The sequence below is a fragment of the Paracidovorax anthurii genome (genome assembly GCF_003269065.1).
Taxonomy (GTDB): domain Bacteria; phylum Pseudomonadota; class Gammaproteobacteria; order Burkholderiales; family Burkholderiaceae_C; genus Paracidovorax; species Paracidovorax anthurii.
Map to the genome: position 1 here is coordinate 1 of NZ_QLTA01000058.1, position 25,735 is coordinate 25,735.

A 25,735-nucleotide genomic window follows, 5' to 3' on the forward strand; every position below is an offset into this window, starting at 1 on the left:
AGCACGCTCACTCCGTGCTGGTCAGGCTCGCTCCACTTGCGCCAGTACGCATAGACGTTGTGCCACTTGGGGAACTGCGGCGGCAGATAGCGCCACTGACAACCCGTGCGAAGCAGGTACAGCACTGCACAGAACACTTCGTACAGATCCAGCTTGATCGGTTTGGTGCTGCGCCGAACGCTGCGCAGCAGCGGCTCGATCTCGGCAAACTTCTCTCTACTGATGTCGCTTGGGTATGGCTTTCTTTTCACCCCAGGATTGTCGGGGGAGATCGTAAACACGCTCTTAGAACGATATGAACAACATGATCGAAATGGGCGCCATCACCGCAATCGTCCTGGCAACGCTGCTGGCGATCGGCTTCATCTTCGCGCGCCTGTACAAGCGCTCGACCAAGGAAACGGCCTTCGTGCGCACCGGCCTCGGCGGCCAGAAAGTGATCATGGACGGTGGCGCCATCGTGCTGCCGGTCTTCCACGAGCGCGTGCTGGTCAACATGAACACCCTCAAGCTCGAAGTCGTGCGCCGCGAGCGCGAGAGCCTCATCACCCGGGACCGGATGCGGGTGGACGTGACGGCGGCCTTCTTCGTGCGCGTGAAGCAGACGGAGGAAGCCGTCAGCATCGCCGCGCAGACCCTGGGCGCCCGCACGATGAGCCCCGACGAACTCAAGGCGCTGGTGGAAGACAAGTTCGTCGATTCGCTGCGCGCGACGGCCGCCACCATGACCATCCAGGAGCTGCAGGACAAGCGCCGCGACTTCGTGCAGGCCGTGCAGAACGCCGTGGCCGAGGACCTGGAAAAGAACGGGCTGGAGCTGGAATCCGTCTCGCTCACCAGTCTGGACCAGACGGACAAGCAGTTCTTCAACCCCAACAACGCCTTCGACGCGGAAGGCCTGACGCGCCTCACCGAGCAGACCGAGGCGCGCCGCAAGCAGCGCAACGACGTCGAGCAGGACACCGAGGTGCAGGTGCGGGCCAAGAACCTGGACGCGACCCGCCAGAAGCTCACCATCGAGAAGGACCAGGAGTTCGCGTCGCTGTCCCAGAAGCGCGAGATCGAGAACACCCGCGCGGAGCAGGCGGCGCTGATCGCGACGCAGCAGGCCGAGCGCAACCGCGAGGCGGAGGCGGCCCAGATCGAGGCCGCGCGGCAGGTGAGCCAGAAGCGCATCGAGGCCGACCGCGAGATCAAGTCGGCCGAGATCGAGAAGAACCTGGTGATCCAGACGCGCGAGATCGAACTCGAACGCCACACCGAGACCAAGCGCGCGGAGCAGCGCAAGCAGGTCGAGATCGCCCGGCAGGACACGCAGATCGCGATCGCCAACAAGTCGCGCGAGCAGTCCGACGCCGATGCCGCCGCCAACCTGGCGCGCTCGGAGGCCGTGAAGGCCGAGGAAGCCGTGAACACCGCGCGCCTCGTGGCCGTGGCGGAGCGCGACAAAAGCATCCAGCTGATCGAGGCGTCCAAGGAAGCCGAGCAGAGCGCCATCTCGGTGCGGGTGTCCGCGGCGGCGGAGAAGGAAGCGGCCATGGACCGCGCGGAAGCCGTCACGATCGAAGCGCGCGCGCGGCAGGCCGCGGCACTCGCCGAGGCCGAGGGCAAGCGCGCCATCAACGAGGCGCTGAACACGCTCTCGGCCGCGCAGATCGACCTGCAGGTGCGCACGCAGCTGCTGCAGCAACTGCCCCACATCCTGGAGCAGGCGGTACGGCCGATGGAGAAGATCGACTCCATCCGCATCTTCCAGGTCAACGGCATGCCCGGCGCCGCTGCGGGCGGCGCGGCGCAGGACGGCGCCCCGGCCGCGGCGGCCGGAGCGACCTTTCCCGAGCAGGTCATGAACTCGGCGCTGCAGTACCAGTTGGCCAAGCCCATCGTGGATGCGGTGATGAAGGACGCGGGCCTGTCCAACGCGGGCATCACCGGCGTGGCCCAGAGCCTGGCCGGCATGCTCGGCCCCGCGGCCGCCGCGCCCGCGGCGCCCCGGGATGGCACCTGAGAACGTGTTCACGTTCTGAGCCGCGACCCGGCCCGTCGGGCGCCGCTCAGTCCGGCGCCGCGTTCAGCGCCTGCAGCCGCCCGGGCGTGCCCACGTCGGTCCAGCGGCCCGTGTGGAGCGCAGCCGTCACGCGGCCCTGGTCCATGGCGCGGCGCAGCAGCGGCGCCAGCGGGGCGGCCACGCCCTGCGGGTTGCCGGGCGGGATGTCGCACCAGGGCGCGGCGAACAGCTCCGCGCGCAGCAGCGCGATGGTGCTGTAGGTGTAGCGCGGCGCGGGGTCGTCCGCCGGCAGGTTGAGCGCGCGGCCGTCCGCCGCCAGGCCGAAATCGCCGCGCGGGTGGTGCTCCGGGTTGGGCACGAGCCAGAGGTGGGCCAGCGCGTCACCCGCCGCGAAGGCGGCGGCATCTTCGGCCGCGAAGGCGAAGTCGGGCGCGAACACGTCGCCCGCCGCCAGCCAGAACACCGGCCCGAGCCGGGGCAGCGCGCGCGCGATGCCGCCGGCCGTCTCCAGCGCACCGCCGAAATCGCGGCCCTCGTGGGAGTATGAAATGGATAGCACCCCAGGTCCATTCGACGGCGACCTGGGGGCGAATTCATCTAAAAAATGCTCGCTGATGCGCTCGCCCAGCCACGCGGTGTTGATGACGGCCTCGCGCACGCCGGCGGCCGCCAGGGCCTCCAGGTGCCACTGCAGCAGCGGGCGTCCGCGCACCGCCAGCAGCGGCTTGGGGGTGGTGTCGGTGAGCGGGCGCATGCGCTCGCCGCGGCCGGCGGCCAGGAGCATGGCGGGCGGCTGCGCGCCCGGCGCCGGCGGGGTGGGATTCTGGAAGGCGGTCATGCGGACAGGGTCAGGCGGGGGCCGGCTCACCGCGCCGCAGCGCGTGGCGCTGCGCGGAAGCCGGCTCGAAGAGCGCGAGCAGCGCGTCCATCAGCGCCTGCGCCCGCTCGGAATGGTCGGCGCCGAAGTTGCACACGTACACGTCGAGCGTGACGGCGCGCCGCTCCGGCCAGGTGTGGATGCACAGGTGCGATTCGGCCAGCAGCACCGTGGCGGTGACGCCTCCGGGCCCGTGCGCGGTGGCCGGAAAGGCGTGGAAGAGCTGGCCCACGGCCTGCAACCCCGCGCCGCGCACGGCATCCAGGCAGGCCTGGCCCAGCGCATCGGCATCGAGCAGCCACCGCGGCGCGCAGCGGCAGCCATGGAGATCGGCGGTGAGGTGCAGGCCTTGCATGCCCCGCACTGTAGTGCAGCGCGCCGGGGGCGCACGCGGGGCCGCGGGGTGGGCCGGTAAAATGCGCGGTTTTCCCCCCTCCAGCCCCTTCCGGAGCCGCCCCTGATGGCCAATTCTCAACAAATGGCGAATGCGATCCGCGCACTCGCAATGGATGCAGTTCAACAGGCCAATTCCGGCCATCCCGGCGCCCCGATGGGCATGGCCGACATGGCCGTCGCGCTCTGGGCGCGCCACCTCCAGCACAACCCCGCCAACCCGCAGTGGGCCAACCGCGACCGCTTCGTGCTGTCCAACGGCCACGGCTCCATGCTGCTCTACGCGCTGCTGCACCTCACGGGCTACGACTTGGCCCTGGAAGAGCTGAAGAACTTCCGCCAGCTGCACAGCAAGACGGCCGGCCACCCCGAATACGGCATCACCCCCGGCGTGGAAACCACCACCGGCCCGCTGGGCCAGGGCATCACCAACGCCGTGGGCTTCGCGCTGGCCGAGAAGCTGCTGGCCCGGGAGTTCAACCGCGAAGGCCACACGGTGGTGGACCACCACACCTACGTCTTCCTCGGCGACGGCTGCCTGATGGAAGGCATCAGCCAGGAGGCGATCTCGCTGGCCGGCGCGTGGAAGCTGGGCAAGCTCATCGCGCTCTACGACGACAACGGCATCTCCATCGACGGCCAGGTCGCGCCCTGGTTCGTGGACGACACGCCCGCGCGCCTGCGCGCCAGCGGCTGGAACGTGATCGGCCCCGTGGACGGCCATGACGTGGAGGCCGTGGCCGCCGCCGTGCAAAGCGCCAGGGCCGGCTCCGACAGGCCGACGCTGATCGTCTGCAAGACCGCCATCGGCAAGGGCTCGCCCAACCGCGCGGGCACCTCCAAGGCCCACGGCGAACCGCTGGGCGCCGACGAGATCGCCCTCACGCGCAACGCCATCGGCTGGAGCAGCGCGCCCTTCGAGATCCCCGCCGAGGTCTATGCCGACTGGGACGCCAAGGCGTCCGGCGCGCAGGCCGAGGCCGCATGGCAGGAGCGCTTCGGCGCCTACGCCGCCGCCCACCCCGAGCTGGCCGCCGAATTCCTGCGCCGCATGGCCGGCGACCTGCCCAAGCACTTCGCGCAGACCGCCGTGGACACGGTGGTGAACGCCCACACCAAGGCCGAGACCGTCGCGAGCCGCAAGGCCAGCCAGCTCGCGCTGGAAGCCTTCACCGCCGCCCTGCCCGAGCTGCTGGGCGGCAGCGCCGACCTCACCGGCTCCAACCTCACCAACACCAAGAGCACGCCCGCGCTGCGCTTCGACGAGCAGGGCGAAGTGGCACAGGTGGAAGTGGCCCTGGGCACCGAGACCGTGAAGATCGGCGGCCGCCACATCAACTACGGCGTGCGCGAATTCGGCATGGCCGCGATCATGAACGGCGTGGCCCTGCACGGCGGCTTCATCCCCTACGGCGGCACCTTCCTCACGTTCAGCGACTACAGCCGCAACGCCATCCGCATGGCCGCGCTCATGAAGCTGCGCGTGGTGCACGTGTTCACGCACGACTCCATCGGCCTGGGCGAGGACGGCCCCACGCACCAGTCGATCGAGCACGCGGCCAGCCTGCGCCTGATCCCCAACCTGGACGTCTGGCGCCCCGCCGATACGGCCGAGACCGCCGTGGCCTGGAGCGTGGCCCTGTCCAACCGCAACAAGCCCACCGCGTTGCTGCTGTCGCGCCAGAACCTGCCCTACGCCGCCAAGAGCGACCTGGGCGACATCTCGCGCGGCGCCTACGTGCTGTCCGAGCCCGCGGCCGTCGGCCTGAAGAAGAAGCCCCAGGCCGTGATCATCGCCACCGGCTCCGAGGTGCAGCTGGCCCTGGCCGCGCAGAAGCTGCTGGCCGGCAAGAAGATCGCCGTGCGCGTGGTCTCCATGCCCAGCACCACCACCTTCGACCGCGAGGACGCGAAGTACAAGGCCAGCGTGCTGCCGGCCGGCGTGCCGCGCATCGCCGTGGAGATGGGCGTGACCGACGGCTGGTGGAAGTACGGCTGCGCCGCCGTGGTCGGCATCGACACCTTCGGCGAATCGGCCCCCGCGCCGGTGCTGTTCAAGCACTTCGGCTTCACGCCCGAGAACGTGGCCGACACGGTGCTGGTGGCCATCGGCGCCGCCCGGCTGAAGAAGCCGGCCCGCCAGGCCCGCTGACCCCCTCCCGCCGCCCGCTGCGCCCGCCGCCAGCGGGCGTGCCGTGGCAGGTCCCCGATTTCGACTTTGCAACTTTGGAGAGACAACCCATGACCATCAAGATCGGCATCAACGGCTTCGGCCGCATCGGCCGCAACGTGCTGCGCTCGGCCGTGCAGAACTTCAACGACATCGAAGTCGTCGGCATCAACGACCTGCTGGAGCCCGACTACCTCGCCTACATGCTGCAGTACGACTCGGTCCACGGCCGCTTCCAGGGCACCGTGTCGGTCGAAGGCAACACCCTGATCGTCAACGGCAAGAAGATCCGCCTCACGCAGGAGCGCGACCCGGCCAACCTGAAGTGGAACGAGGTCGGCGCCGACGTGGTGATCGAGTCCACGGGCCTGTTCCTCGACAAGGCGACGGCGCAGAAGCACCTGGACGCGGGCGCGAAGAAGGTGATCCTGTCGGCCCCGTCCAAGGACGACACGCCGATGTTCGTCTATGGCGTGAACCACGACACCTACGCCGGCCAGGCCATCGTCTCCAACGCCTCGTGCACCACCAACTGCCTGGCCCCCGTGGCCAAGGTGCTCAACGACAAGTGGGGCATCAAGCGCGGCCTGATGACCACCGTGCACGCCGCCACCGCCACGCAGAAGACCGTGGACGGCCCCTCCAACAAGGACTGGCGCGGTGGCCGCGGCATCCTGGAGAACATCATCCCCTCCTCCACCGGCGCCGCCAAGGCCGTGGGCGTGGTGATCCCGGCCCTCAACAAGAAGCTGACCGGCATGTCCTTCCGCGTGCCCACCTCCGACGTGTCGGTGGTGGACCTGACGGTGGAGCTGGACAAGGCCGCCACGTACGACGAGATCAAGGCCGAGATGAAGGCCCAGTCCGAAGGCGCGCTCAAGGGCGTGCTGGGCTACACGGAAGACAAGGTGGTGGCCACCGATTTCCGTGGCGACACCCGCACCTCCATCTTCGACGCCGACGCCGGCATCGCGCTGGACGGCACCTTCGTGAAGATCGTGTCCTGGTACGACAACGAGTGGGGCTACTCCAACAAGTGCCTGGAGATGGTGCGCGTGGTGGCCGCCAAGTAAGCCCTGCACGGCCCGCCGGCCGGCGCGCGCACTGCCCGCGCCGGCCAACAAACCCGAAGCGCCTCCCTTTTCAGGAGGCGCTTTGCTTTTTGCGCGACACCGCGTGCCGCTGGAGCGTGTCATGCACTTTTGCTTACCCGCCAAGGTGCATGAGACGCTCTAAGCTGCGGCCCCATGACCGACACCGCACCCACATCCCCTTCCGCCCAGGACGTCCTGCGCTTCTGGTTCGAGGAAAGCACGCCCTCGCAATGGTTCGCGAAGGACGCGGACTTCGACGCCGCCATCCGCGCGCGCTTCGGGGCGCTGCACCGCCGCGCGGCCCAGGCAGAACTCCACGGCTGGCGGGCCGATGCCCCGGGCCGGCTCGCGGAAATCATCGTGCTCGACCAGTTCTCGCGCAACCTGCACCGCGGCTCGGGCGAGGCCTTCGCGCACGACGGCATGGCGCTCGCGCTGGCGCAGGAGGCCCTCGCGGCCGGCGCCGACGCGGCCCTGCCGCCAGAGCAGCGCGGTTTTTTCTACCTGCCGTTCATGCACAGCGAGTCGCGCGCCATCCAGGCGGAATCGGTGGCGTTGTTCACGCGGCTCGGCAACGCGCAGAGCCTGGACTTCGCGGTGCGCCACCGCGACATCGTGGAACGCTTCGGCCGCTTCCCGCACCGCAACGCCGCGCTGGGGCGCGCGACCACGGCCGAGGAAGCGGATTTCCTGCGCCAGCCCGGCAGCGGGTTCTGAGCGACTCTCAGGCCCCGATGGGCTCCACGTCGCCGTAAAATCTGCATTGTTTGCTACATATTCAATAGCAAACCGAATGACATCCGGGGGCGGGCCCCGGCTCCGCCCTGCTTTATTCGACCGCGGTGCGGATGGTGTCGCGCCCGTTCTTGTCCTTGAGCCGGCCCAGGTCGGTGTCGATCGCGCGGGCCAGCTTCTCGACCGCGGCGATGAAGGCATCGGCGAGCTTGTCGGCATCGGCGTTCACGGCGATGGGCGGGCGCCCCGCGGGCCGGGCCTCGATCGTGCAGCGCTTGTCGCCGCCGCCGGACTTGCCGGCGTCCAGGTCGGACAGGTGCACCTCCACGCGCGTGAGGTGGTCGCGGAAGCGCGCAAGCCGGCCCGTGGTCTCGCCCTGGATCCACTGGGCGAGCGATTCGCCGCCCTGGATGTGTTCGTCGTGCTGAACCTGTACTTGCATCGATGCCTCCTGGAGTTGCCAACAAAAAAACGATGGTTGCCCTGAGAGTCGCGGCGGAGCGCGGAAAAACAAGCCCCCGCGTGCATGCCGATGCGTAAGAACGTGTTCACGATCTCCCAGGGGTCGCGCAGCGGCGTGTGCGGGTGGGATGCAAGGCGCGGTGCGCCGCCCATAGCCCGGCTATGGGCCAGCGCCGCAACGCCGCAGACCGCCCGCACACGCCACTGCCCGAAGGGTTGGAGCGAAATCGGGCGATTGAACGCCCCGGCTGCTTGCATGGGCACGAGCCCATGCGGCGCATCCGAGGCATCCACTCATCCCGATTGCGCTCCAACGCGACCCCTGCGAGATCGTGAACACGTTCTAACAAGGTGACGCGGCACGCGTTCCGCGCGCCAGGGTCGGACGCGCGGCCAGCGACAGCGGCGGCCGGCTCCTACAGCGCGGCCCGGGCGCCGGTGCTACAAACCTTGCCATGCCTGATGTCCCACCCCCACGCGGTGCGTCGCCGGTGCGGCGCAGCGCGGCCCTGCTTCGCTGAGTCCTCATGCCCCTGCCCGCCAACAAGCGCCTCAAGATCGGCCTCTCGGCTTGCTTCTCGCACGCCGATCCGGCCCGCTCCCTCTTCACCAACAAGACGCTGCAGTACGTCGAGCAGTCGATCGCGCACTGGATCATGTCGGCCGGCGCGATGGTCGTGATGGTGCCCTGCCCCACGGGCGAGACGGCGCGCGGCGACGTGACCCTCGCGCACTACGCCGAATGGCTCGACGGCGTGGTGATGCACGGCGGCGCGGACGTATGGCCCGGCACGTACGGCGAGGTCCCGCTCAAGGACGCCTGGCTCGGCGACCGCATCCGCGACCTCTACGACCTCGCCGTGGTCGAGGCCTTCGAGCAGGCGGGCAAGCCCATCTTCGGCGTGTGCCGGGGCCTGCAGCTCATCAACGTGGCCTTCGGCGGAACGCTCTACCAGGACATCGAAACCCAGCACCCGGGCGCGCAGAAGCACCGCAACGCGGTGACCTACGACCAGCACTTCCATGAGGTGGAGATCGTGCCCGGCACGCGGCTCGCGCAGATGTACCCGCGCCAGGAGCGCATGGTGGTCAACAGCATCCACCACCAGGGCATCCGAAACCTGGCGCCGGGCTTCGAGATCGAGGCCTGGAGCCATCCCGACGGGGTGCCCGAGGCCATCCGGCGGCGCCCGCAATCGGGGCGCGGCTACATCGCGGCCACGCAGTGGCACCCCGAGTTCTTCAAGCCCGGCTCCACGCAGACGATGGACGACGCGCCCATCCTGAACGACTTCCTGGCCGCGTGCATCCGCGCCAAGGCGCTGCCGCTGCCGGGCCACAGCCCCTTCCAGATCCGCGACCGCGCGGCGCGGCTGCTGCGGCAGGCGCTGCTGCGGCGCTGACGAAGTCCCCCTGGGTGGGATGGCGGCCCCAATACCGGCGACGGTGTCCCGGTTTTTGCGTTCCACCTATTCCCCAACGTTCCAATTGCTCGTAACATCGTTTTCAACTTCATAACGAAGGGAGCTACCGGGAGGGGGCCCTTTCTTTCCTTTTCGGTTGTCTCAAGCAGGGAGTGCCTTCCTTGCCACGAACGAAGGCACTCGGCCAGCTCGCAGCGGCTCGACGAATAACAACAAGGTGATCCGCCCGCCAGCGCGCTCGGCATCGGTACTTTTTTCTGTGGACAGGAGAAAGCGATGAACACGAGACCCACGCCCTCGATCCCCGACCACCCGGCGCACGCGCAGCCCCGGACCGCGCGCCGCAAGCGGCGCGCCCTGGCAGGGGCCTGCGTGCTGGCTCTGGCGGGCCTGGCCACCCTGCCGCTGGAGGCGGCCACCCTCGCGGGCGTGCTCGGCGCGCGCATGATGCTCACCTCGGGCTGCGTCATCAACGGCGGGCCCGGAACCGTCTCCGGCGCGAATTTCGGCACACTGGATTTCGGCACACGCCCAGCCACGTTCGTCGGCACGGCCTCGGCCACCGCCAGCGGCAGCGAGGGCGGCGCGGGGGTGACCCAGATCGTCTGCTCGCCCGAGATCACCGCCTTCAGCATGACCATCGACGGTGGCACGAACCCCGGCCAGGGCGGCAGCATCGGCACCGGCTCGCGCGCCATGTCCAACGGCAGCGCCTTCCTGCCCTACGACGTCTATCGCGACCCCGGCCACACCGTGCCCTATACCGCGGCGGCGGCCGTGACGGGGATCGCCGTGCCCTCGGCCGGCAACCCCTTCGCGCTGCCGATCTACGGGCTGGTGAACAAGACCAACGCGGTCGCGCTGCCGTCGGGAATCTATACCGACCAATTGCAGATCACGCTGACATTCTGACGTTCTGAAGATCGCCGGACCTCCGGCGGCGAGGGAGGAGTTCCAACATGGGAGACGCCATCCACCGCATGGCGCGGCGGGGCTGCGCCGCCGCATTGCGGCCCGCGCTGTGCGTGCTGTGCCTGGCGCAGGCCGCGCCCGCCGTGCCCGCCAACATCCCCACCACCGCGACCTTCTCGGTGAACGCCACCATCGTGCGCGGCTGCATGGTGGCCGGCCAGGCGGGACAGGTGACGGGGGTGAATTTCGGCACGATCGACTTCGGCACGCATTCGGCGGTCCGCACGGGCAGCGAGACGCAGTTCGCGGGGTCGGGCTCGGGCACGCAGGCGCTCATCCAGTGCACGCCCGGCACCGCGGTGCAGGTCACCGCCGACGCGGGCCAGCATGCGCAGGGCGCGCAGCGCCGGCTCTCCAACAGCGCGGGGGCCTACGTGCCCTACGCGCTCGCGCTGGTGGCGGGCACCACCGCCCCCCTCACGCCCAACGTGCCGGCCAGCCTCACGCTCGGCGCCACCGCCACCGCGCTGCCCCTGCAGGGCACCGTGACGTTTCCCGGCTTCGGCCTGCCGGCGGGCAGCTACACCGACACCGTGCAGGTGACGCTTTCATGGTGAGCATGGCCCGGCACACACCCTCTTCCCCCACGCGCCCATGCCTGCCGCTGCGCTCCCGCGCCAACGCCCTGGCCCTGGCCTTCACCCTGGCCGTGCTGTCGGCCCTGCCTGGCACCGCGCGGGCAGCCGCGCCGCTCATGATCTGGCCGGTGGACCCGGTGATCGCCGGCGAGCAGCGGGCCGTGGCGCTGTGGGTGGAGAACCGTGGCGGCGAGCCCGTGTCGCTGCAGGCCCGCGTCTTTGCATGGCGGCAGGAGAACGGCGACGACCAGTTCACCACCCAGCAGGCAGTGGTCGCCAGCCCGCCGATCAGCCACATCCCGCCGGGCGAGCGGCAGATGGTGCGGCTCATCGCCACGCACCCCGTGCCGCCCGGGCAGGAGCAGGCCTACCGCGTGCTGATCGACGAGCTGCCCCCGCCCGCCCCGGAGCTCCCGGCCGGCACGCCGCCGCCGGTGGTCCGGCCGTCCACCCACCTGGGCGTGCGCCTGCAGATCCGCTACGCCATACCGCTCTTCGTCTACGCGCCCGGCACGCTGGGCCCGCGCATGCCCTCCACGCACACCGGGCTGCTGCCGAGCCTCGGGGTGGGCGCGTCCCTGGAGCCCTCGCTGCAATGGGACGTGGAGCGCGGCGGGGACGGCACGCACTACCTGGTCGTGCACAACACCGGCCCCGGCCATGCGCGGCTCACCGCCGTGCGCTGGCACGCCGATGGCCGCGAAGGCGCGACCATCAACCCCGGCCTGATGGGCTACGTGCTGCCGCACAGCCAGCGGCGCTGGGAACTGCCCCAGGCCCCGCTGCCGGGCCACGGCCTGCAGGCCACCGTGAACGGGCGCGCGGCGCCGCTGCCCCGTGCGACGCAATGACCCCCGCCCCCGCCTTCACGCCCGCGCCGGCCGGCTGCTGGTGCTGCTGGCCTGCCTGCCGGGACTGCTCTCGGCCGGCGACTACCCCGCGCCCGATCCGCGCGGCGCGAGTGCGCCGGTCACGCTCTACCTGGAGCTGGACGTGAACGGCGTGGCGAGCGGCGAGCTGGTGGAAGTGCGCAAGCGCGGCCCGCACTTCGAGATCGATGCCGCCACGCTGCGCCGCCTGCACGTGCGCACGGCCGCGCCGGACGGCACGCCCGTGGCCGTCGATGCGCTGGCGGGCGTCACCGTCGCCTACGACAGCCTCGCGCAGCGCCTGCGCATCGACATGCCGCCCGAATGGCTGCCCGGGCAGACGCTGCGCACGGACCCGCGCGACGGCGTGGGGCTGTCGCGCGGCAGCGGGCTGCTGCTGAACTACGAGCTGTACGCCACGCAGGCCCGCGGCCAGACGGTGGCCTCGCTGTGGTCGGAGCAGCGCTATTTCGGCGACCACGGCGTGATCTCCAACATGGGCATCTTCCGCCGCGCCGGCAGCGGCACGAGCAATGGCTACCTGCGCTACGAAACCGCCTGGACGGACATCGATCCCGTCGCCACCACCGCCTGGGGCGCGGGCGACGTGATCACCGGCGCGCTCGGCTGGAGCACGCCGGTGCGGCTGGGCGGGGTGCAGTGGTCGCGCAATTTCGCCGCGCGCCCCGACCTCGTGACCTACCCCATGCCCGAGTTCGCGGGGCAGGCGGCCGTGCCGTCGGCGGTGGACGTGTTCGTCAACGGCTTCCGGGCCGGCCGGCACAACGTGCAGCCCGGGCCGTTCACGCTCGGGGAGCTGCCGGCCGTGAGCGGCGCGGGCACGGCCTCGGTCATCACCACCGACGCGCTGGGGCGCCAGGTCGTGACCTCGGTGCCGTTCTACGTGAGCAGCGAGCTGCTGCGCCCGGGCTTGACCGACTATTCGCTCTCGCTGGGCGCGCTGCGGCGCGGCTACGGGCTGCGCAACTTCGCCTACGGCCGGCCCATCGCGGCGGGCGTGTACCGGCGCGGCATGACCGACGCCGTCACGCTCGAGACCCAGGCCCAGGCCGGCCGCGGGCTGGCCGTGCTGGGGGCCGGCGGCCTGCTGCGCTGGGGCCTGCTCGGCGTGTTCAATGCGTCGCTCACGCACGGCCGCTCGCGCCCGCCCGGCAGCACCGGAAGCGACCGCGACGGCGGATGGCAGTGGAGCGCGGGCTACCAGTACCACACGCCGGGCGGCGGCATCTCGATCCAGCAGATCCAGCGCAACCCGGGCTTCGGCGATGCCGGCGACTACGGCGGCGACACGCTGCGGCCCTACCGCCGCACCCGGCAGATCAACGCTAGCCTCAACGTGGGCGCGGGATCGCTGGGCGCGGGCTGGATCGACCTGCGCGGCGCGGGCAGCGAGCGCAGCCGCATCGCCTATGCCAGCTACAGCACGCCGCTGGGGCGCGACGCCTTCCTGTCGCTCACCACGGGCCGCACCGTCGAGACGGGCGAGACGCAGGTCCGCATGCAGCTGACCTACCTGCTCGACACCCAGCTCACCGCGCAGGGCGCGCTCACGCGCTCGAGCGGCGCACTGCAGGGCGAGGTGAGCATGCAGCGCAGCCTGGCGAGCGACGGCGGCGTGGGCTGGCACCTGGGCCACACGCGCAGCGGCGCCACCGGCGGGAGCATGGGCCAGAGCTACCGGCTGGCGAGCCTGCAGTACCAGGGCCGCCACGGCATGGTGCAGGGGGGGGTCTTCGGCACCTCCGACGACACCACCCGCTGGGCGGGCGCGTCGGGCTCGCTGGGCCTCATGGACGGCTACGCCTTCGCGGCCAACCGCGTCACCGATGGCTTCGCCCTCGTCTCCACCGACGGCGCGCCGGACGTGCCCATCACCTTCAACCACCAGCCGGCCGGCCGCACCGATGGGCAGGGCTACCTGCTCGTGCCCAACGTGCCGGCCTTCTACCCGGCGCGCTATGCGATCGATCCGCTGTCGCTGCCGGTGGATGTGCACACGCCCACGCTGGAGCGCCGCCTGGCCGTGGCGCGCGGCACGGGCGCGCTGGTGCACCTGCCGGTGCTGCGCATGCGCACGGCCACCCTCACCCTGGTGGACACGCAGGGCGAGCCCCTGCCGCCCGGCAGCGCCGTGCTGCACGAGCAGGGCCGCGTGCCCACGGTGGTGGGCTGGGACGGCGTGGTCTATCTCACCACGCTGCACCCGCACAACACGCTCGTCGCGCGCACGCCGGACGGCCTGGAGTGCCGCGCCGCCTTCGACGAGGCCGACTACACGGCCACGCGCAACCTGCACGTGACCTGCCGCCCCGGTGCGGCGCCGCCCCCCGGCGCAGGAAGCCGCGCATCATGACGGCGGCGAAGCCCCCGGACCACCGCGCGCTGCGCACCGCCGGCCTGCTCGCGGGCGCGCTCTGCCTCGCGGCCGCGTGGCGCCCCGCCGCGGCCGACTGCGTGAGCAGCGTGACGGGCGGCGTCCTCGGCTCGGTGCCGTCGCAGCGCGTGCTGAACGGGCCGGCCATCAGCACCACGGGCCAGTTCACGCTCGCCTGCGGGGGCATCGTGATCTCCACCCTGGGCACGCCCACGGTCAAGGCCAAGTTCGTGAGCCCCACCACGGGACTCACGCTCAAGGACGGCACCAATCCCTCCATCCCCTACCAGATCACCGACCTTGGCAACGTCAGCTACACGCAGAGCACGCTCGTGATCAACGCAAGCGGCGCGAACGTGGTCTCGCTGCTGAGCAACAACACCGCCTCGGTGCCCCTGCGCATCACCACCTCGGTGGGCGCGAACGTGCCCGCGGGCACCTATACCGACACCATCACCGTCAACTGGGAGTACGCCAACATCTGCGAGGGACTGCTCGGCGTGGGCAGCATCTGCCTGGGCACGCCGCGCAACGGCAACGTCGACCGGCTGCTCACCGTGCAGCTCGTGGTGACGAACGACTGCACCTTCTCCGCCCCGGACGTGCAGTTCGGCAGCGCGCCGCTGCCCACGGCCTTCGCCGCCGTGAGCGGCAACGTCTCGATCGTGTGCACGCGCGGCCTGTCGGTGAACGTGGGGCTCGGCCCCGGCACCTACCCGGCGGCGGGGCGCCGCCAGATGGCCAGCGGCGCGAACCGCCTGGCCTACGACCTCTTCCGCGGCGACGGCAGCGTGTGGGGCACGGCGGCCGGCACGCGCGTGACGGGCACGGGGCTCACCGACGGCATCACGCCGCTCGTGATGCCCTACACGGCCCGCATCTACGGCGACCAGAGCCCGCCGGCCCCCGGCGTGTACCAGGACAACGTGGTGGTGGACGTGCAGTTCTGACCCCGCGCGCGGCCCGCGATGCGCGAGGCCCGCACGGCTTCACCCCTCCGATGGCCGCGGAGCAGGCCATGCCGGCAGACGCCGCGGAGCGGGCTCTGCCCGTCCACGGACGTCGTCCTCCTCGAAGCACAAAGAGGCTCTTCGTCACCGTCACGCACTTTGCGCTTCCGCCGCAACCCGTGATTCTGCGCGGCCTCACCCTTCCGATGGCCGCGGAGCAGGCCACGCCAGCGGACGCCGTGGAGCGGGCTCTGCCCGTCCACGGGCGTCGTCCCCCTCGGGGGGAAGGCGCCGAAGGCGACTCAGGGGGGGAGGTATTTCAGTGGTGGTGGCCGTGGCCGCCGTGCACGTGGCGGTGGGCCACCTCCTCGGCCGTGGCGGCGCGCACCTCGGTGACCTTGCACGAAAAGCGCAGCGCCTGGCCGGCGAGCGGGTGGTTGGCATCCAGGTGCACCTCGGGGCCCTTGATCTTGACCACGTTGAACACCTGCGGGCGACCGTCGTCGCCCACGCCGCGCAGCTGGCCGCCGACCTTCACGCCGGGCGGGAACTCGCTCTTCGGGATGGTGCGCACGAGGCTCTCGTCGCGCGCGCCGAAGGCATCCTCCACCGCCAGATCGACCGTGGTGGCGAAGCCCGTGGCCTGCCCGTCGAGCGCGGCCTCGACCTTGGGGAAGAGGTTCTCGTAGCCGCCGTGCAGGTAGGCCACGTGGCCCGAATCCAGCGGCTTGCCCTGCGGGTCGGTGATCTTGTAGGTCAGGGTGACGGCGGTGTCCTTGGTGATGTTCATGGTCGGGAGAGATTGCGGGAAGACAGGGAAGAAGAAGGCAGCGCTCGCGCGCCGGGCGCGCGGTCAGTCCCTCATTGTCGGCCATCCCCCCCGGGGGAGCGGCCCGCGCGGCGCAAGCTGCCGGCGGCGCACCGCCAGCGCCGTGGCCGCCATGAGCGCGGCCAGCCCCGCGAGACCGGCCGGCGACAGCGCCGGGATGCCGGTGCCGCCGGCCGGGACCACGGGCACCACCGGGTCGGCAATCACGCCCAGGGTGCTGTCGGCATCGCCGATGCCGTTGTCGGTCACGGTGTAGGTGAACGTGCGGCCATCGGCGCTGAGCACCGCGCCGGGCACGGCGAACCAGCTCTGCACCAGGCTGCCCGGCTGTGCCGGCCCGTACTTGTAGAGCACGGTGCCCGCGGGCATGGCCTGCGAATAGGTGAGCGTGATCGTGACCGTGGACCCGGTGCCGCAGGCCGTGGTGCCGAAGCGGAACCCGGCCTGTGCCGCGAACACGGTGGAGGGCAGCCCGTTGCCCACGGCGGCGGGCGCCACGAACTGCTGGGACGCGAAGCTGCAGCCCGGCAGCCCCCCCGAGAGGCTGGCGCTCGCGCTGCCCGCCGGGATCGCCGGCGCGCCGCTGGTGCTGCCCGGCAGCTCGGGCGTGGCCGAGGTGAAGCTCAGCAGCGAGGAGTTCTGCGAATTGCCGCTCACCACGGCCTCCTGCGCGAGCACCACGGCCTGCGCGTTCCGCGCGATCACGCCCGTGCCGGAATTCATCGCCACCGCCGAGCCGGCGAGGTTGATGACGGCGGCGCCATCGGCCGCGACGCCCGAGCCGCAGTGGGTGAAGCTGGAGCCGGAGGCGTCGATCTGCGCGCCCGCCGCGGCGGCATCGACACGCAGGCAGTCCTGCGAGAAATGCGCCACGTCCACGTTCTGCAGGCTCACCGCGCTGGCGGACGCCACGCGGATGCCGTGGCGCCCGGTGCCGCCCGCGCCGTGGAGGCTGAGGTTGCGCAGGGTCACGGGCCCCATCGCGCCGGGGGGCAGGTCGATGACGATGGCGTCCTGCTGGCTGGCGATGGTGGTCACGAAGGCCGTCGTGTCCTCCGGCGCCAGGGGGCCGAGGCCCGCGATGCGCCCGCCGCCGTCGATGGTGACGGGCTTGTCGATCACCAGGGGCTGGTAGGTGACCGTGTCCGCGGTGCCGTTGTTGCCGTAGAGGAAGTCGAAGGCGCCGGCATCGAGCACGTCGATCTCGCCGCCGCTGGCCGTCCGGGCCAGCGCGGCGCCGAAGGTGCGGCACGGCGCAGTGCGCGCGCACGGGTTCGCGTCGTCGCCCACGCCCGAAACCCAGGTCCGCAGGGCCTGGGCCGAGGCGCCCAGGCTGGTGGTGGCGAGCGCCAGCAGGGCCAGCGCGCGCAGTGCGCGGCCGGCCTCTGGCCGCCTTGTCCAGAAATGCATCATCGCGGCCCCGCTGTCAGTTGGACGCGGCGGTGGCGGTGAACGAGCCGTTCACGGTATTGCCAAGGGTCTGGTTGTTGCCCGACGAGCGCAGGCTGGCCTGGTTCACCGCCGAGAGCCCCAGCGCATTGCCGAACACGGTGCTGCCCGAGACCTGCACGCCGGCGTTCTGGCCGCTCGCCAGGATGCCCGTCGTGCCGTTGAAGAGGAAGCGGGAGCGGTCCACCGACACGCTCGCGGCCCAGGGCGGCGCGGCCGTCGTGGCCGAGGACGCGACCGAGAGGCCGTTCGCGCAGTTCGAGGCCGTCGTGTCGAGGATCTGCACCGCGTTCACGGCGGCGCCCGTATTGATGGCGATGCAGGCCTGGGCGAAGCGCTCGATCTTCACGTTCTGCAGCCGCAGCGTGCGGCCGCTGGAAAACAGCACGCCGTTGCCGCCGGTGCCCACGCCGTTCAGCGTCACGTTGCGCAGGATCACGTCGTCGCTGGCGCCCGCGACGACGCGGATGCCGTCCGAGCCGCCCGAGGCCAGGACGCTCGCGACCTGCCCGGCGCCGCCGTCGAGGGTGATGGCCTTGGTGATGGTCACGGCACCGAAGGCGCCCGGGTCGAGGGCGCTGATCTCGCCGCCGGCTGCCGTCTTGGTGATGGCGCCCGCCCAGGTCTTGCACGGCGCGGTGCGGGAGCAGGGGTTGGCATCGTCGCCCACGCCGGACACCCAGGTGCGCGTGGCCTGGGCGTGCGCGGGCACGGCGGCGAAGGCGCAGAGCAGGGCCGACAGGACGGCCCCGGCATGGGGGCGGAGAAATTGGGAGAGGCGGTGGACGGCCATGGACGGGGACTTTGCAACAATTTTTGACAACCGGCGATCATGCCCGCGGCGCCTGCCGCCTGAAAGCGTTCTGTGACCTGCGCACCACCGTTTCAGGCGGGTATTTCGTCGGTTTCCACGCCCGGCCTGCGCGCGAAGCGGCGCGGCTCGGTGCCGTGCACGGGCGCGCCCTCGCCCCAGGGCCACCCGCCGAACTGCGTGCGGCGGTAGTCGGCCAGGGCCTCGTGGATCTGCGCCTCGGTGTTCATCACGAACGGGCCGTACTGCACCACGGGCTCGCCCAGGGGCCGGCCCTGCAGCAGCAGGAATTCGGCCGGCTGCGCGGCGCTGCCGTTGACCAGTTCCACCGCCCGGTCGGCGCGCAGCTCCAGCGCGGCGTGGCCCACGGCCTCGCCGGCCACGCGCACACCCTCGCCCGCGAAGTGGTAGAGCATGCGGCGCGTGCCCGCGCCCGCCGCGGCGGGCAGCAGGAAGCGCGCGCCGGGGTCGAGCCGCAGCGTCCAGATGGCCACGTCGGACGCGGGCCGCGCGGCCCACGAATGGGGCGGCGGGGCCAGCGGCTCGGCCCCGGGCAGGCGCCCGGCGATCACCGCCACCTCGGTGCGGCGGCCCCCGGCGTCCACCGCCGCCACGCGGGGGATGTCGCCCGCCCAGAACATGGTGAAGTGCGGCGGCGCCATCTTGTCGGCCGCCGGCAGGTTGAGCCAGATCTGGAACAGCTCCAGCGGATTGGGGCGCTCGGCATCGAGCAGCGGGAACATCTCGGAATGCACGATGCCCTGCCCGGCCGTGAGCCACTGCACGTCGCCCTGCCCGAAGCGCGCGGCCGCGCCCAGCGAATCGGCATGGTCGATCAGGCCCCGGCGCACCAGGGTCACGGTCTCGAAGCCCCGGTGCGGGTGCGGCGGAAAGCCCGGCACCACGTCGCCGTGGTACATGCTCCAGCCGTCCTGGCGCGAGAAGTCCTGCCCGATGCGCCGGCCCGCGAGCGGGGCGTCGGGCCCCAGCCGCGCATTGCCGCGCGGATAGGCGTCGTCGTGGTGGGCGCAGAAGAGGAACGGGTCGATCGTGGGCCAGAGCGGGCCCAGGGGCTGGAGGCTGAGCAGGGGGGACGTGGCGGCAGGGGTCATGGTGGGATTTTCCGGGCGAACTGTGCCGCCACCCCGCATATGGAGCCGGTGTCGCCGTCTCCAACGGCCGCTGCGCGCAACACACCGGTGCATGCATGGAACGGCCGGCCACCCGGCCCCCGGGCCGGAGGCGGTGCGTGCGTGCATCCGGCGGGTGTCTCCACCCCCTCTCATACGGGTTTGCAATCAAAGAGAGAACAAGGCGCGAAGCCGCAGACAGTGCTGTAGCACGGCCAGGCGAAGCAACGCAGTTATCTTTTTGATGGCGAAACCGTATCAGCGCAGCAGGCGGTCCGGTGCCTGGGCGAACGGGTCGCCGCGCGGCCGCTCCAGCCCCCCGGAGACGCCATCGATGTCGCGGTGCAAAAAAACCGCCACCGCGATGGGGCCGCCCGGCGCATCGGCCGGCCGGGGCACCTCGAACACCGCGCAGGCCTCGGGGTGCGGCAGCGCCGCCGCGTGCCGTTCGGTGTCGAAGGCCACGGCCTGCAGCGCGAACAGGCCCTGCATGCCGGAGCGGGAGTCCGACTCGCTGTACAGCAGGTGGCGGCCGTGGCCGGACTTGCCGAGCGCGGAGGCCGCATACGCGGCAGGGTCGAAGCCGCTTTCCGCCAGCAGCCGCGGCATGTCCTGCGCGAGGGCCGCGCGCAGATCGCCGCCCCCCGCACGGGCCGCGCGGGCGGTATCGCTCGACCGCCACAGGGTCAGCACATTGTCCAGCGCCTGCTGGTGCTGTCGGTGCTGCGCCAGCACGCCCGCGTCGGCGGGCTGCGCGTAGACCTCGGGCAGGCGGCCCTCGGCCCGGGCCAGCCAGCCCTTGTGCCCCTGCCAGGTAGCGCGCGGCACGGCGGCGCCCACCATGGCGTCCAGCGGGAAGCTGCCGCCCGCGGCCCAGCTTTCGGTGGCGATGCGGTAGGCCTCGGCCAGCAGCGGATCGGGGGCATCGCCCGCGTCCGCGAGCCGCTGCATGCCGGCCTTCCAGTAGTCGGCGCTCGGGCCGCCGAGCTTCTTGCCGTCGCGCTCGAAGCCGCCGTCGCCCGAGGCGATGAAAAAGGCCAGCCGCTCGGCGGTCAGGCCTTTGTCGTCGCCGAACACACGGCTCAGCGACTTGGCGCTCTCCGGATTGGTCTCGAACAGCAGCGCATGCAGCGCACTGCCGTCGGCCATCTGTACGGGCCGCACCACGGGGCGGTACATCAGGCTGGAGCGCGGCGTGCCCTGCGCGTCCGGCGGGCTGCGCAGATCGGCCTCGGCACCCACTTCCCGCGCCAGCAGCGCCGTGAGCAGCTCTTCCGCGCGGTCGAGGGGCAGCTTGAGGAGCGTGCCCGGCACCTGCGAGCCTTCCGCGGGCGCGATCGACGCCACGGCGCCGGGGTGCTGCGGCCGGCCGCGGTACTCGGTGCTGGCGACGTAATCCATGCGGTAGTCCATGGCGCGTGCCGGCAGCGTGTCCCGGCCTTCGACCACCTCGGCCTGGCTGGCCTTCCCGAGTTCATGGTGGTTGTCGGTTCGCAGCGACCAGAAGCCGAAGACCGGAACGAAGTCGATGCCCGCGGCCTCGACGTGGTGGCGCAGTTCGCTCACCGCATTGGCGACCGTCTCGCGCTCCTTGGCGTTGAGGCGCTGGCGCTGCTCCGGCGGGAGCGCGGCCATGCGCTTCCACGCCGCATCGGAGATCGCCAGGCGCGGCGCCTGCGGGAGCGCGCTGCCAGCCGCCGGCAGCACGGCCGCGCGGGGCCGCTTCGCCTGGGCGTGGGCCGAGGCCGGCGGCGAGCGCCGCGGCACATCCGGCCCCTCCAGGACAGCGGCCGAAGCCTGCGGGCCGGCCGGCGGCGGCGTGGCATCCGCCACGGGCAGGCGGGGCATGGACGGGGACGGCAGCGAGCCGGCGCGGGCAGGAAGGACCATGGCGGGAAACTCCAGACAGAACATTGGCAGGAACGGTGCGGGCGGCACGCATGCCTTGGCCCGCCCAAGCCGGAACTGTCGGACGCCTGGGCACGAAAACCCAGCGGCCTCCCGAAGGAAAGGCCCATCCCCCGAAGCCGGGCATGCGCCACGCGCGCCAGAGGGGGGCTGGAACACCGCCATGCGCCGCCGCCGCATGGCGCAAGCCCGCGGAAGCGGCCCGCGGGCGGTCAGTCGCGCAGCGGCTGGATCAGCTCCGTGCGCCAGGCGGACGGGTCGCTGCCCGTCTCGGGGCCGGTCAGGTAGCACTCCCAGGCGTCGTCCGAGGGTCGCAGGCCCTGGGCGGCGATCCAGGCGTGGAACGCCTCCCAGGCGCCGGGCAGGCCCTCGTAGCGGCCCCGGTATTCGGTGCGCGCCACGCGCATGGCGGGCCACTCGCCCGGCTGCATGCGGCCGTCGGCGGAGGCGCCCACGGGCTGGTCCAGCGGCACGCCGAGGTGGAACTCGAACGTGTCGGTGGGGCGCCGCAGGTGGTGCGTGAACAGCGGCCCGGCGGGCGAGGCTCCCTGGGCGGCCAGCGCGTCCATCAGGCCGCGCACGCCCTGCCCCATGGCCTGCTGGATGGCCTCGCGCGTGCAGGTCACGGGCCACAGGGCCGCGGGATGCGCGTCGATCGCGGCGATCCGGGGGGTCTCGATCATGGTGTCCTCTCTCTTTCCTTCTGATGGCGGTGCGATGGCCCTTCAGTGCCGCGCCCGTCCGGCGCGGTCCTGCGTGCCGCCCGCATCCGGCGGGGCGGCATCGGCAGCCGGCGGCACCATGTGCACCGTGCGCACGGGCACGCCGAACTGCACGCCCAGCGCCTCCATCTCCCGCATGAGCGCGAGGTTGATGGCCTGCTGCACGTCCATGTAGGTGTTATAGGCGGAATCGAGCACGATATAGACCACTTCGTACTCCAGCGCGTTCGCGCCGAAGGCCTTCAGGTGCGCGCGGTCGAAGCGCACCCGGTCCTGCGCCTCGATGATGCGGCGCACGGCCTGGGCCACGGCCTCGGCCTGCGGGGCGGTGGTGGCGTAGCTCACGCTGAAGGCGAAGACGATGCGCCGCTCCTGCAGGTAGCGGTAGTTGTTGATGGTCTGCTTGAGCAGGTCGGTGTTGGACATCACGATCTGCTCGCCGCCCAGGCTGCGGATGCGCGTGGTCTTCACGCCGATGCGCTGCACCGTGCCCGCCACGCTGCCCACGACGATGAAGTCGCCCACCTCGAAGGGCTTGTCCACCGCGATGGCGAGCGAGGCGAACAGGTCGCCCAGCACGTTCTGCACCGCCAGCGCGATGGCGATGCCGCCCACGCCCAGGCTCGCGACGAAGGCCGTGATGTTCACCCCCAGGTTGGCGAGCATGGCCAGCACGATGGTGGCCCACAGCAGCGTGCGCAGCCCCCAGGACATCAGCGTGCCCGAGGCGCTCACCTGCGAGGCCGGCGCGCCCAGGTGCCGCGCCTCGTAGCGGCGCACGGCGATGCCGATCGCGCGCGTGCCCCACAGCGCCACCTGCAGCGCCAGCGCGATGAACCAGAGCTGGCCCACGCGCGCCTGCCAGCGCGGCGCCAGATCGAGCATGCCCACGCCCACCAGCAGCGCCACCAGCAGGATCAGCGCCTGGCTGGTGCCGCCCAGCACCTCGGCCACGACGGAGGCCACGCCCCCCGATCCGCCCGCCCCGCCCGATCCCGCGCCGGCGCGGGCCTCGGCGATGCGCCGGCTGCGGCGCTGCGCCACGCCCAGCAGCAGCGTGATGGCCAGGTACACCCCCAGCGTGGCGGCCAGCGCCACCGCGATGCCGGAGAGGGAAAGCCCCCAGACCGCTTCGGAGCGGAGCCAGGACAGCGCGGCGGGGTGGGAGGGATCGTCGTAGGGCATGCGGCTCCTTGTCTCGAAGGTCCGCCCCGGCGCCACGCAAGGCGCCGCAGGACGGAGGTCGGTGAAAAACGGGCGGCGCGGGCCGCCCGGGCGTCAGAATGGCTCCATGTCGGCGTCGAATGGACGTCGTTTGCTATTCAATCAATAGCACCTTGGCGCCAGGGGGAGGGCCGCTCCCGTGGCGCCGGGGCTTTCGCGTCACACGTCCACCGCGATGGACGGCTCGCTCCTGCACTGCGTGTCCATGGTGACGTGGATCTGCGGGGCGTCGATCAGGTCCGGGCGCTCGCCGCCCACGTCGGCGAGCGCGGTGAACTGACCGTCGAGGAAGAGGAACGTGACCGCGCCCGCGATGCCCGCCAGCGCGTGCTCGGCCGACTCGAAGCCGCCCGAGGCCACCTTCGGGTCGCTGTCGAGCCGGTAGGCATAGCCGCCGCCCTCGCGGTCCAGGCGCCCCAGGTCGATGAGCTTGTCTCTCACGTTGCTCGCATACACGCGGCCATGGGCCGCATAGAGCGTGAAGGGGACGCCGGTGGGCGCGGCGGGGGCCGCGCGGACACCGGCGGGGGAAGCGGAGGGCGTCATGGCGTGTGTCCTGTGCTCGGGGCCGCGGCGCGGGGCCGTGGCGCGGTGGCGGAGGGAGCGGGCCCGCGCGGGGCGGGCTGCAGCCATCGTAGGCAGGCGGCGCGGCCCCGGCTGTAGGAGGAGGCCTTACAAGGCCGATCTGGAACCTGTCAGTTTTTCAGGGGGCACGCTACCCGAGGGCGCAGGAAACCGGCGCTGCATTCCCCGTCCGATGGCCGCGGAGCAGGCCATGCCAGCGGACACCGTGGAGCGGGCTCGGCCCGGCCACCGACGTCGTCCCCCTTCCCGCGCGCAGCGCGAGAGAAGGGGGAAGGCGCGAAGCGCCACAGGGGGTTGTCGTTTCACTTCAGTGCCCTGCCGGCGGCAGGGCGGCCGCGCGCGGCGCCTCGGCCAGCGCGGGCACGGCGGGCGGCAGCCAGTGGTAGCGCGCATGCATCGCGTCGCGCTCGGGCCGGTAGCCCTTCCAGTCGATGCGCAGCAGGTTCACCAGCGTGTGCGCCGCCCAGTCGGCGCGCAGCGGGCGCTGCGCGAGGTCCTGCGGCGCGAGCGGGGCCCGGCCGTTGTGCCAGACCATCGCGGGGATGCGGTAGCCCGCCGGCGTGCCGGGGCTGTGGCCCGCCCAGTTCGCGCCGTGGCCCACCTCCTGGCCATGGTCCGAGAAGTACATGAAGGCCCGGTAGCCGCCGGGCGCGCCGCCCTCGCGCGTGCGCTGCAGGATGCGGGAGACGATGCCGTCGTGGTAGAGCACGGCCGCGTCGTATTCCTCGCGGCGGCCGCGCAGCCAGGCCGGCCGGCCCTCGCGCGCGAGCGTGGCGTCCACCGCGTCCACGTCGTCGTCGAACGGGTTGGCGCCGGGCGGGAACCGCAGGCTGTAGTGCGGGTGCGCGCCCATCAGGTGCACCACGAAGAGCTTGCGCGGCGCGGGGTCGGCCAGGGCCTCCTCCACGCAGTCGAGCACCTCGCTGTCGAGGCTGGCGCCCGAGCGGCCGGGCGTGCGGTTGTTCATCTCCACCTCGTCGGCGAGGCGGGCGTGGAGCTGCTCGATGCCCACGTCGTCGTGGTTGCTCATCCACCAGACCTTGTAGCCGGCCGCGCGCGCGATCGCGATCAGGTGGTGCGGCTGGGCCTCGTCGGGCTCGCCGAAGCGGAAGAAATTGCGCAGCGCGGGCAGCGTGGTCGCGTCGGCCGACCACGCGTGGCGGAAGACGGTGAAGGCATCGCCCAGCGCCGCCTGCTGCGCCTGCAGGCCCGGCGTGGTGCGGCGGCCATAGCCGTAGAGCGACATGTTGTCGCGGTTCACGCTGTCGGAGATCACCAGCACGACGAGCGCGGGGCCGTCCTCGGCCATGGCGGGCGCGTCGGCCCGCGCCCGCGCGAGCAGCGCGTCGCGCGCCTCCTGCTGCCGGGCCCAGCCGGCGCGCACGTAGTCCACCTTCTCGCTCCACTGCACCCAGTAGGCCACCGGATGCAGGCGCCGCCAGGGCTTGCTCGCATAGGCCGCCATGCCGGACAGCAGCACCGAGCCCCCCAGGCCGAGCGCGAACGCCCGCCGCGCGCGCGAGCGCGGCGGGTGCGGGGGCTGCGCCCCGGGCACCGCGCGCCGCCCCCGGGCCACGCAGGCGGCCAGCACCGCCGCCACGGCGGCCAGGAAGCCCGCCGCCAGCAGCGCGCCGCGCCAGTACATGCGCATGAACTCCACGCTCTCGCGCGCATTGGTGTTGGCGACGGCGCCCAGCACCATGGCGCTGTCGGGCGCGGCATGGTAGGCCTGCAGCAGATAGGCGCGCGCCACGCCGTCGATCGCGAACACCATGGCCCAGGCCCAGAGCAGCACCGCGCGCAGCCGGTGCGCCCCGGCGCTGCGCACCGGCCAGAACAGCCACGCGAAGGGCGGCGCGGCCAGCACCGCCAACTGCGCCACGCGCTTGCCGTCGTGCCCGAGCACGATCAGCCCCAGCGCCAGCAGACAGGCCAGGATCAGGGGCGGCCAGCCGCCCCGCAGCAGCGCGCGCGGGCCGGAGGACGGCGGAGCAGAGGGAGAAGACATGGCGTGGACAGGCAGGGGGCAACGGGTACCGCAGGGCTGCCGATGGCATCACGTCGCGGCGGCGGGGCCTGCCCGGATGGCCCGGCAGGCCCGCAAAACGCGGGATTGTGCCGTGCGCGCAATGGCCCCTGGCCCGCGCCCA

General features: G+C 72.0%; 23 protein-coding genes. 10 read left to right on the plus strand and 13 right to left on the minus strand.

The genetic code is table 11. The features are described 5' to 3' along the window. Positions 1–251 (minus strand): transposase (locus tag AX018_RS20845; RefSeq protein ID WP_170146312.1); only part of this gene is annotated, 251 nt, incomplete at its 3' end. A gap of 44 nt (positions 252–295) precedes the next feature. On the opposite strand from AX018_RS20845, the gene AX018_RS20850 reads away from it, so the two are divergent. Next, on the plus strand, positions 296–2,008 hold the full coding sequence (locus AX018_RS20850) for a flotillin family protein (protein WP_111881369.1): 1,713 nt from the start codon (positions 296–298) through the stop codon (positions 2,006–2,008). A 46-nt stretch (positions 2,009–2,054) separates the two neighbouring features. Here AX018_RS20850 and AX018_RS20855 read toward each other — a convergent pair whose 3' ends face one another. Then, positions 2,055–2,846 carry a nucleotidyltransferase family protein gene (locus tag AX018_RS20855; protein WP_111881371.1) on the minus strand — a complete coding sequence of 264 codons (792 nt, stop codon included), beginning with the start codon at positions 2,844–2,846 and terminating at the stop codon, positions 2,055–2,057. A 10-nt stretch (positions 2,847–2,856) separates the two neighbouring features. Next, positions 2,857–3,240, minus strand: coding sequence for an S-adenosylmethionine decarboxylase family protein (locus AX018_RS20860; RefSeq protein ID WP_111881373.1), 384 nt, complete (start codon positions 3,238–3,240; stop codon positions 2,857–2,859). A gap of 105 nt (positions 3,241–3,345) precedes the next feature. Here AX018_RS20860 and tkt point away from each other — a divergent pair, with 105 nt between their 5' ends. The 3 genes from tkt (at position 3,346) to AX018_RS20875 (ending at position 7,259) form a co-directional block, all read left to right on the plus strand. After that, positions 3,346–5,430, plus strand: coding sequence for a transketolase (gene tkt / locus AX018_RS20865; protein WP_111881376.1), 2,085 nt, complete (start codon positions 3,346–3,348; stop codon positions 5,428–5,430). Positions 5,431–5,519: 89 nt separating this feature from the next. Then, the gene (gene gap / locus AX018_RS20870; RefSeq protein WP_111881378.1) at positions 5,520–6,521 is read left to right on the plus strand and encodes a type I glyceraldehyde-3-phosphate dehydrogenase; all 1,002 of its coding nucleotides are present in this window, start codon (positions 5,520–5,522) and stop codon (positions 6,519–6,521) included. Between the two features lie 174 nt (positions 6,522–6,695). Continuing rightward, entirely contained in the window at positions 6,696–7,259 is a 564-nt protein-coding gene (locus tag AX018_RS20875; RefSeq protein WP_111881381.1) for a DUF924 family protein, read from the plus strand. A gap of 112 nt (positions 7,260–7,371) precedes the next feature. Here AX018_RS20875 and AX018_RS20880 read toward each other — a convergent pair whose 3' ends face one another. Beyond that, positions 7,372–7,719 carry an HPF/RaiA family ribosome-associated protein gene (locus AX018_RS20880; protein ID WP_111881383.1) on the minus strand — a complete coding sequence of 116 codons (348 nt, stop codon included), beginning with the start codon at positions 7,717–7,719 and terminating at the stop codon, positions 7,372–7,374. Positions 7,720–8,266: 547 nt separating this feature from the next. Between AX018_RS20880 and AX018_RS20890 the strand changes: the two genes are divergently transcribed. From AX018_RS20890 to AX018_RS20915, 6 genes are all read left to right on the plus strand, one after another. Further along, a complete protein-coding gene (locus AX018_RS20890) occupies positions 8,267–9,142 on the plus strand; it encodes a gamma-glutamyl-gamma-aminobutyrate hydrolase family protein (RefSeq protein WP_111881386.1) in 876 nt (291 codons plus the stop codon). A gap of 297 nt (positions 9,143–9,439) precedes the next feature. Next, a complete protein-coding gene (locus AX018_RS20895) occupies positions 9,440–10,075 on the plus strand; it encodes a Csu type fimbrial protein (RefSeq protein WP_111881388.1) in 636 nt (211 codons plus the stop codon). A gap of 47 nt (positions 10,076–10,122) precedes the next feature. Further along, a complete protein-coding gene (locus AX018_RS20900) occupies positions 10,123–10,692 on the plus strand; it encodes a Csu type fimbrial protein (RefSeq protein WP_111881391.1) in 570 nt (189 codons plus the stop codon). Positions 10,693–10,694: 2 nt separating this feature from the next. Next, on the plus strand, positions 10,695–11,564 hold the full coding sequence (locus AX018_RS20905) for a fimbrial biogenesis chaperone (RefSeq protein WP_111881434.1): 870 nt from the start codon (positions 10,695–10,697) through the stop codon (positions 11,562–11,564). Further along, positions 11,551–13,956, plus strand: coding sequence for a fimbria/pilus outer membrane usher protein (locus tag AX018_RS20910; RefSeq protein WP_245951745.1), 2,406 nt, complete (start codon positions 11,551–11,553; stop codon positions 13,954–13,956). Before AX018_RS20905 ends, AX018_RS20910 begins: the two co-directional genes overlap by 14 nt. Next, positions 13,953–14,927 carry a Csu type fimbrial protein gene (locus AX018_RS20915; RefSeq protein WP_111881397.1) on the plus strand — a complete coding sequence of 325 codons (975 nt, stop codon included), beginning with the start codon at positions 13,953–13,955 and terminating at the stop codon, positions 14,925–14,927. Before AX018_RS20910 ends, AX018_RS20915 begins: the two co-directional genes overlap by 4 nt. A 319-nt stretch (positions 14,928–15,246) precedes the next feature. Here the strand turns inward: AX018_RS20915 and AX018_RS20920 are convergent, their stop codons facing one another. From AX018_RS20920 to AX018_RS20960, 9 genes are all read right to left on the minus strand, one after another. Beyond that, positions 15,247–15,717, minus strand: coding sequence for an FKBP-type peptidyl-prolyl cis-trans isomerase (locus AX018_RS20920; RefSeq protein WP_111881399.1), 471 nt, complete (start codon positions 15,715–15,717; stop codon positions 15,247–15,249). Positions 15,718–15,780: 63 nt separating this feature from the next. After that, positions 15,781–17,169, minus strand: coding sequence for an IPTL-CTERM sorting domain-containing protein (locus AX018_RS20925; protein WP_111881402.1), 1,389 nt, complete (start codon positions 17,167–17,169; stop codon positions 15,781–15,783). 13 nt (positions 17,170–17,182) lie between these two features. Then, complete coding sequence (locus AX018_RS20930; RefSeq protein ID WP_111881404.1) at positions 17,183–17,998, minus strand: hypothetical protein; 816 nt, start codon at positions 17,996–17,998, stop codon at positions 17,183–17,185. A gap of 92 nt (positions 17,999–18,090) precedes the next feature. Further along, complete coding sequence (locus tag AX018_RS20935; RefSeq protein ID WP_111881406.1) at positions 18,091–19,128, minus strand: pirin family protein; 1,038 nt, start codon at positions 19,126–19,128, stop codon at positions 18,091–18,093. A 276-nt stretch (positions 19,129–19,404) separates the two neighbouring features. Then, positions 19,405–21,036: a gamma-glutamylcyclotransferase gene (locus AX018_RS20940; protein ID WP_245951746.1), complete on the minus strand. Its 1,632-nt coding sequence runs from the start codon at positions 21,034–21,036 to the stop codon at positions 19,405–19,407. A 230-nt stretch (positions 21,037–21,266) separates the two neighbouring features. Continuing rightward, a complete protein-coding gene (locus tag AX018_RS20945; protein ID WP_111881409.1) occupies positions 21,267–21,737 on the minus strand; it encodes a GyrI-like domain-containing protein in 471 nt (156 codons plus the stop codon). Between the two features lie 42 nt (positions 21,738–21,779). Next, positions 21,780–22,961, minus strand: a complete 1,182-nt coding sequence (locus AX018_RS20950) for a mechanosensitive ion channel family protein (RefSeq protein ID WP_111881411.1) — start codon at positions 22,959–22,961, stop codon at positions 21,780–21,782. A 198-nt stretch (positions 22,962–23,159) separates the two neighbouring features. Then, entirely contained in the window at positions 23,160–23,546 is a 387-nt protein-coding gene (locus tag AX018_RS20955; RefSeq protein ID WP_111881413.1) for a hypothetical protein, read from the minus strand. A 346-nt stretch (positions 23,547–23,892) separates the two neighbouring features. Continuing rightward, positions 23,893–25,593 carry a sulfatase-like hydrolase/transferase gene (locus tag AX018_RS20960; protein ID WP_111881415.1) on the minus strand — a complete coding sequence of 567 codons (1,701 nt, stop codon included), beginning with the start codon at positions 25,591–25,593 and terminating at the stop codon, positions 23,893–23,895. Positions 25,594–25,735: the final 142 nt, after the last annotated feature.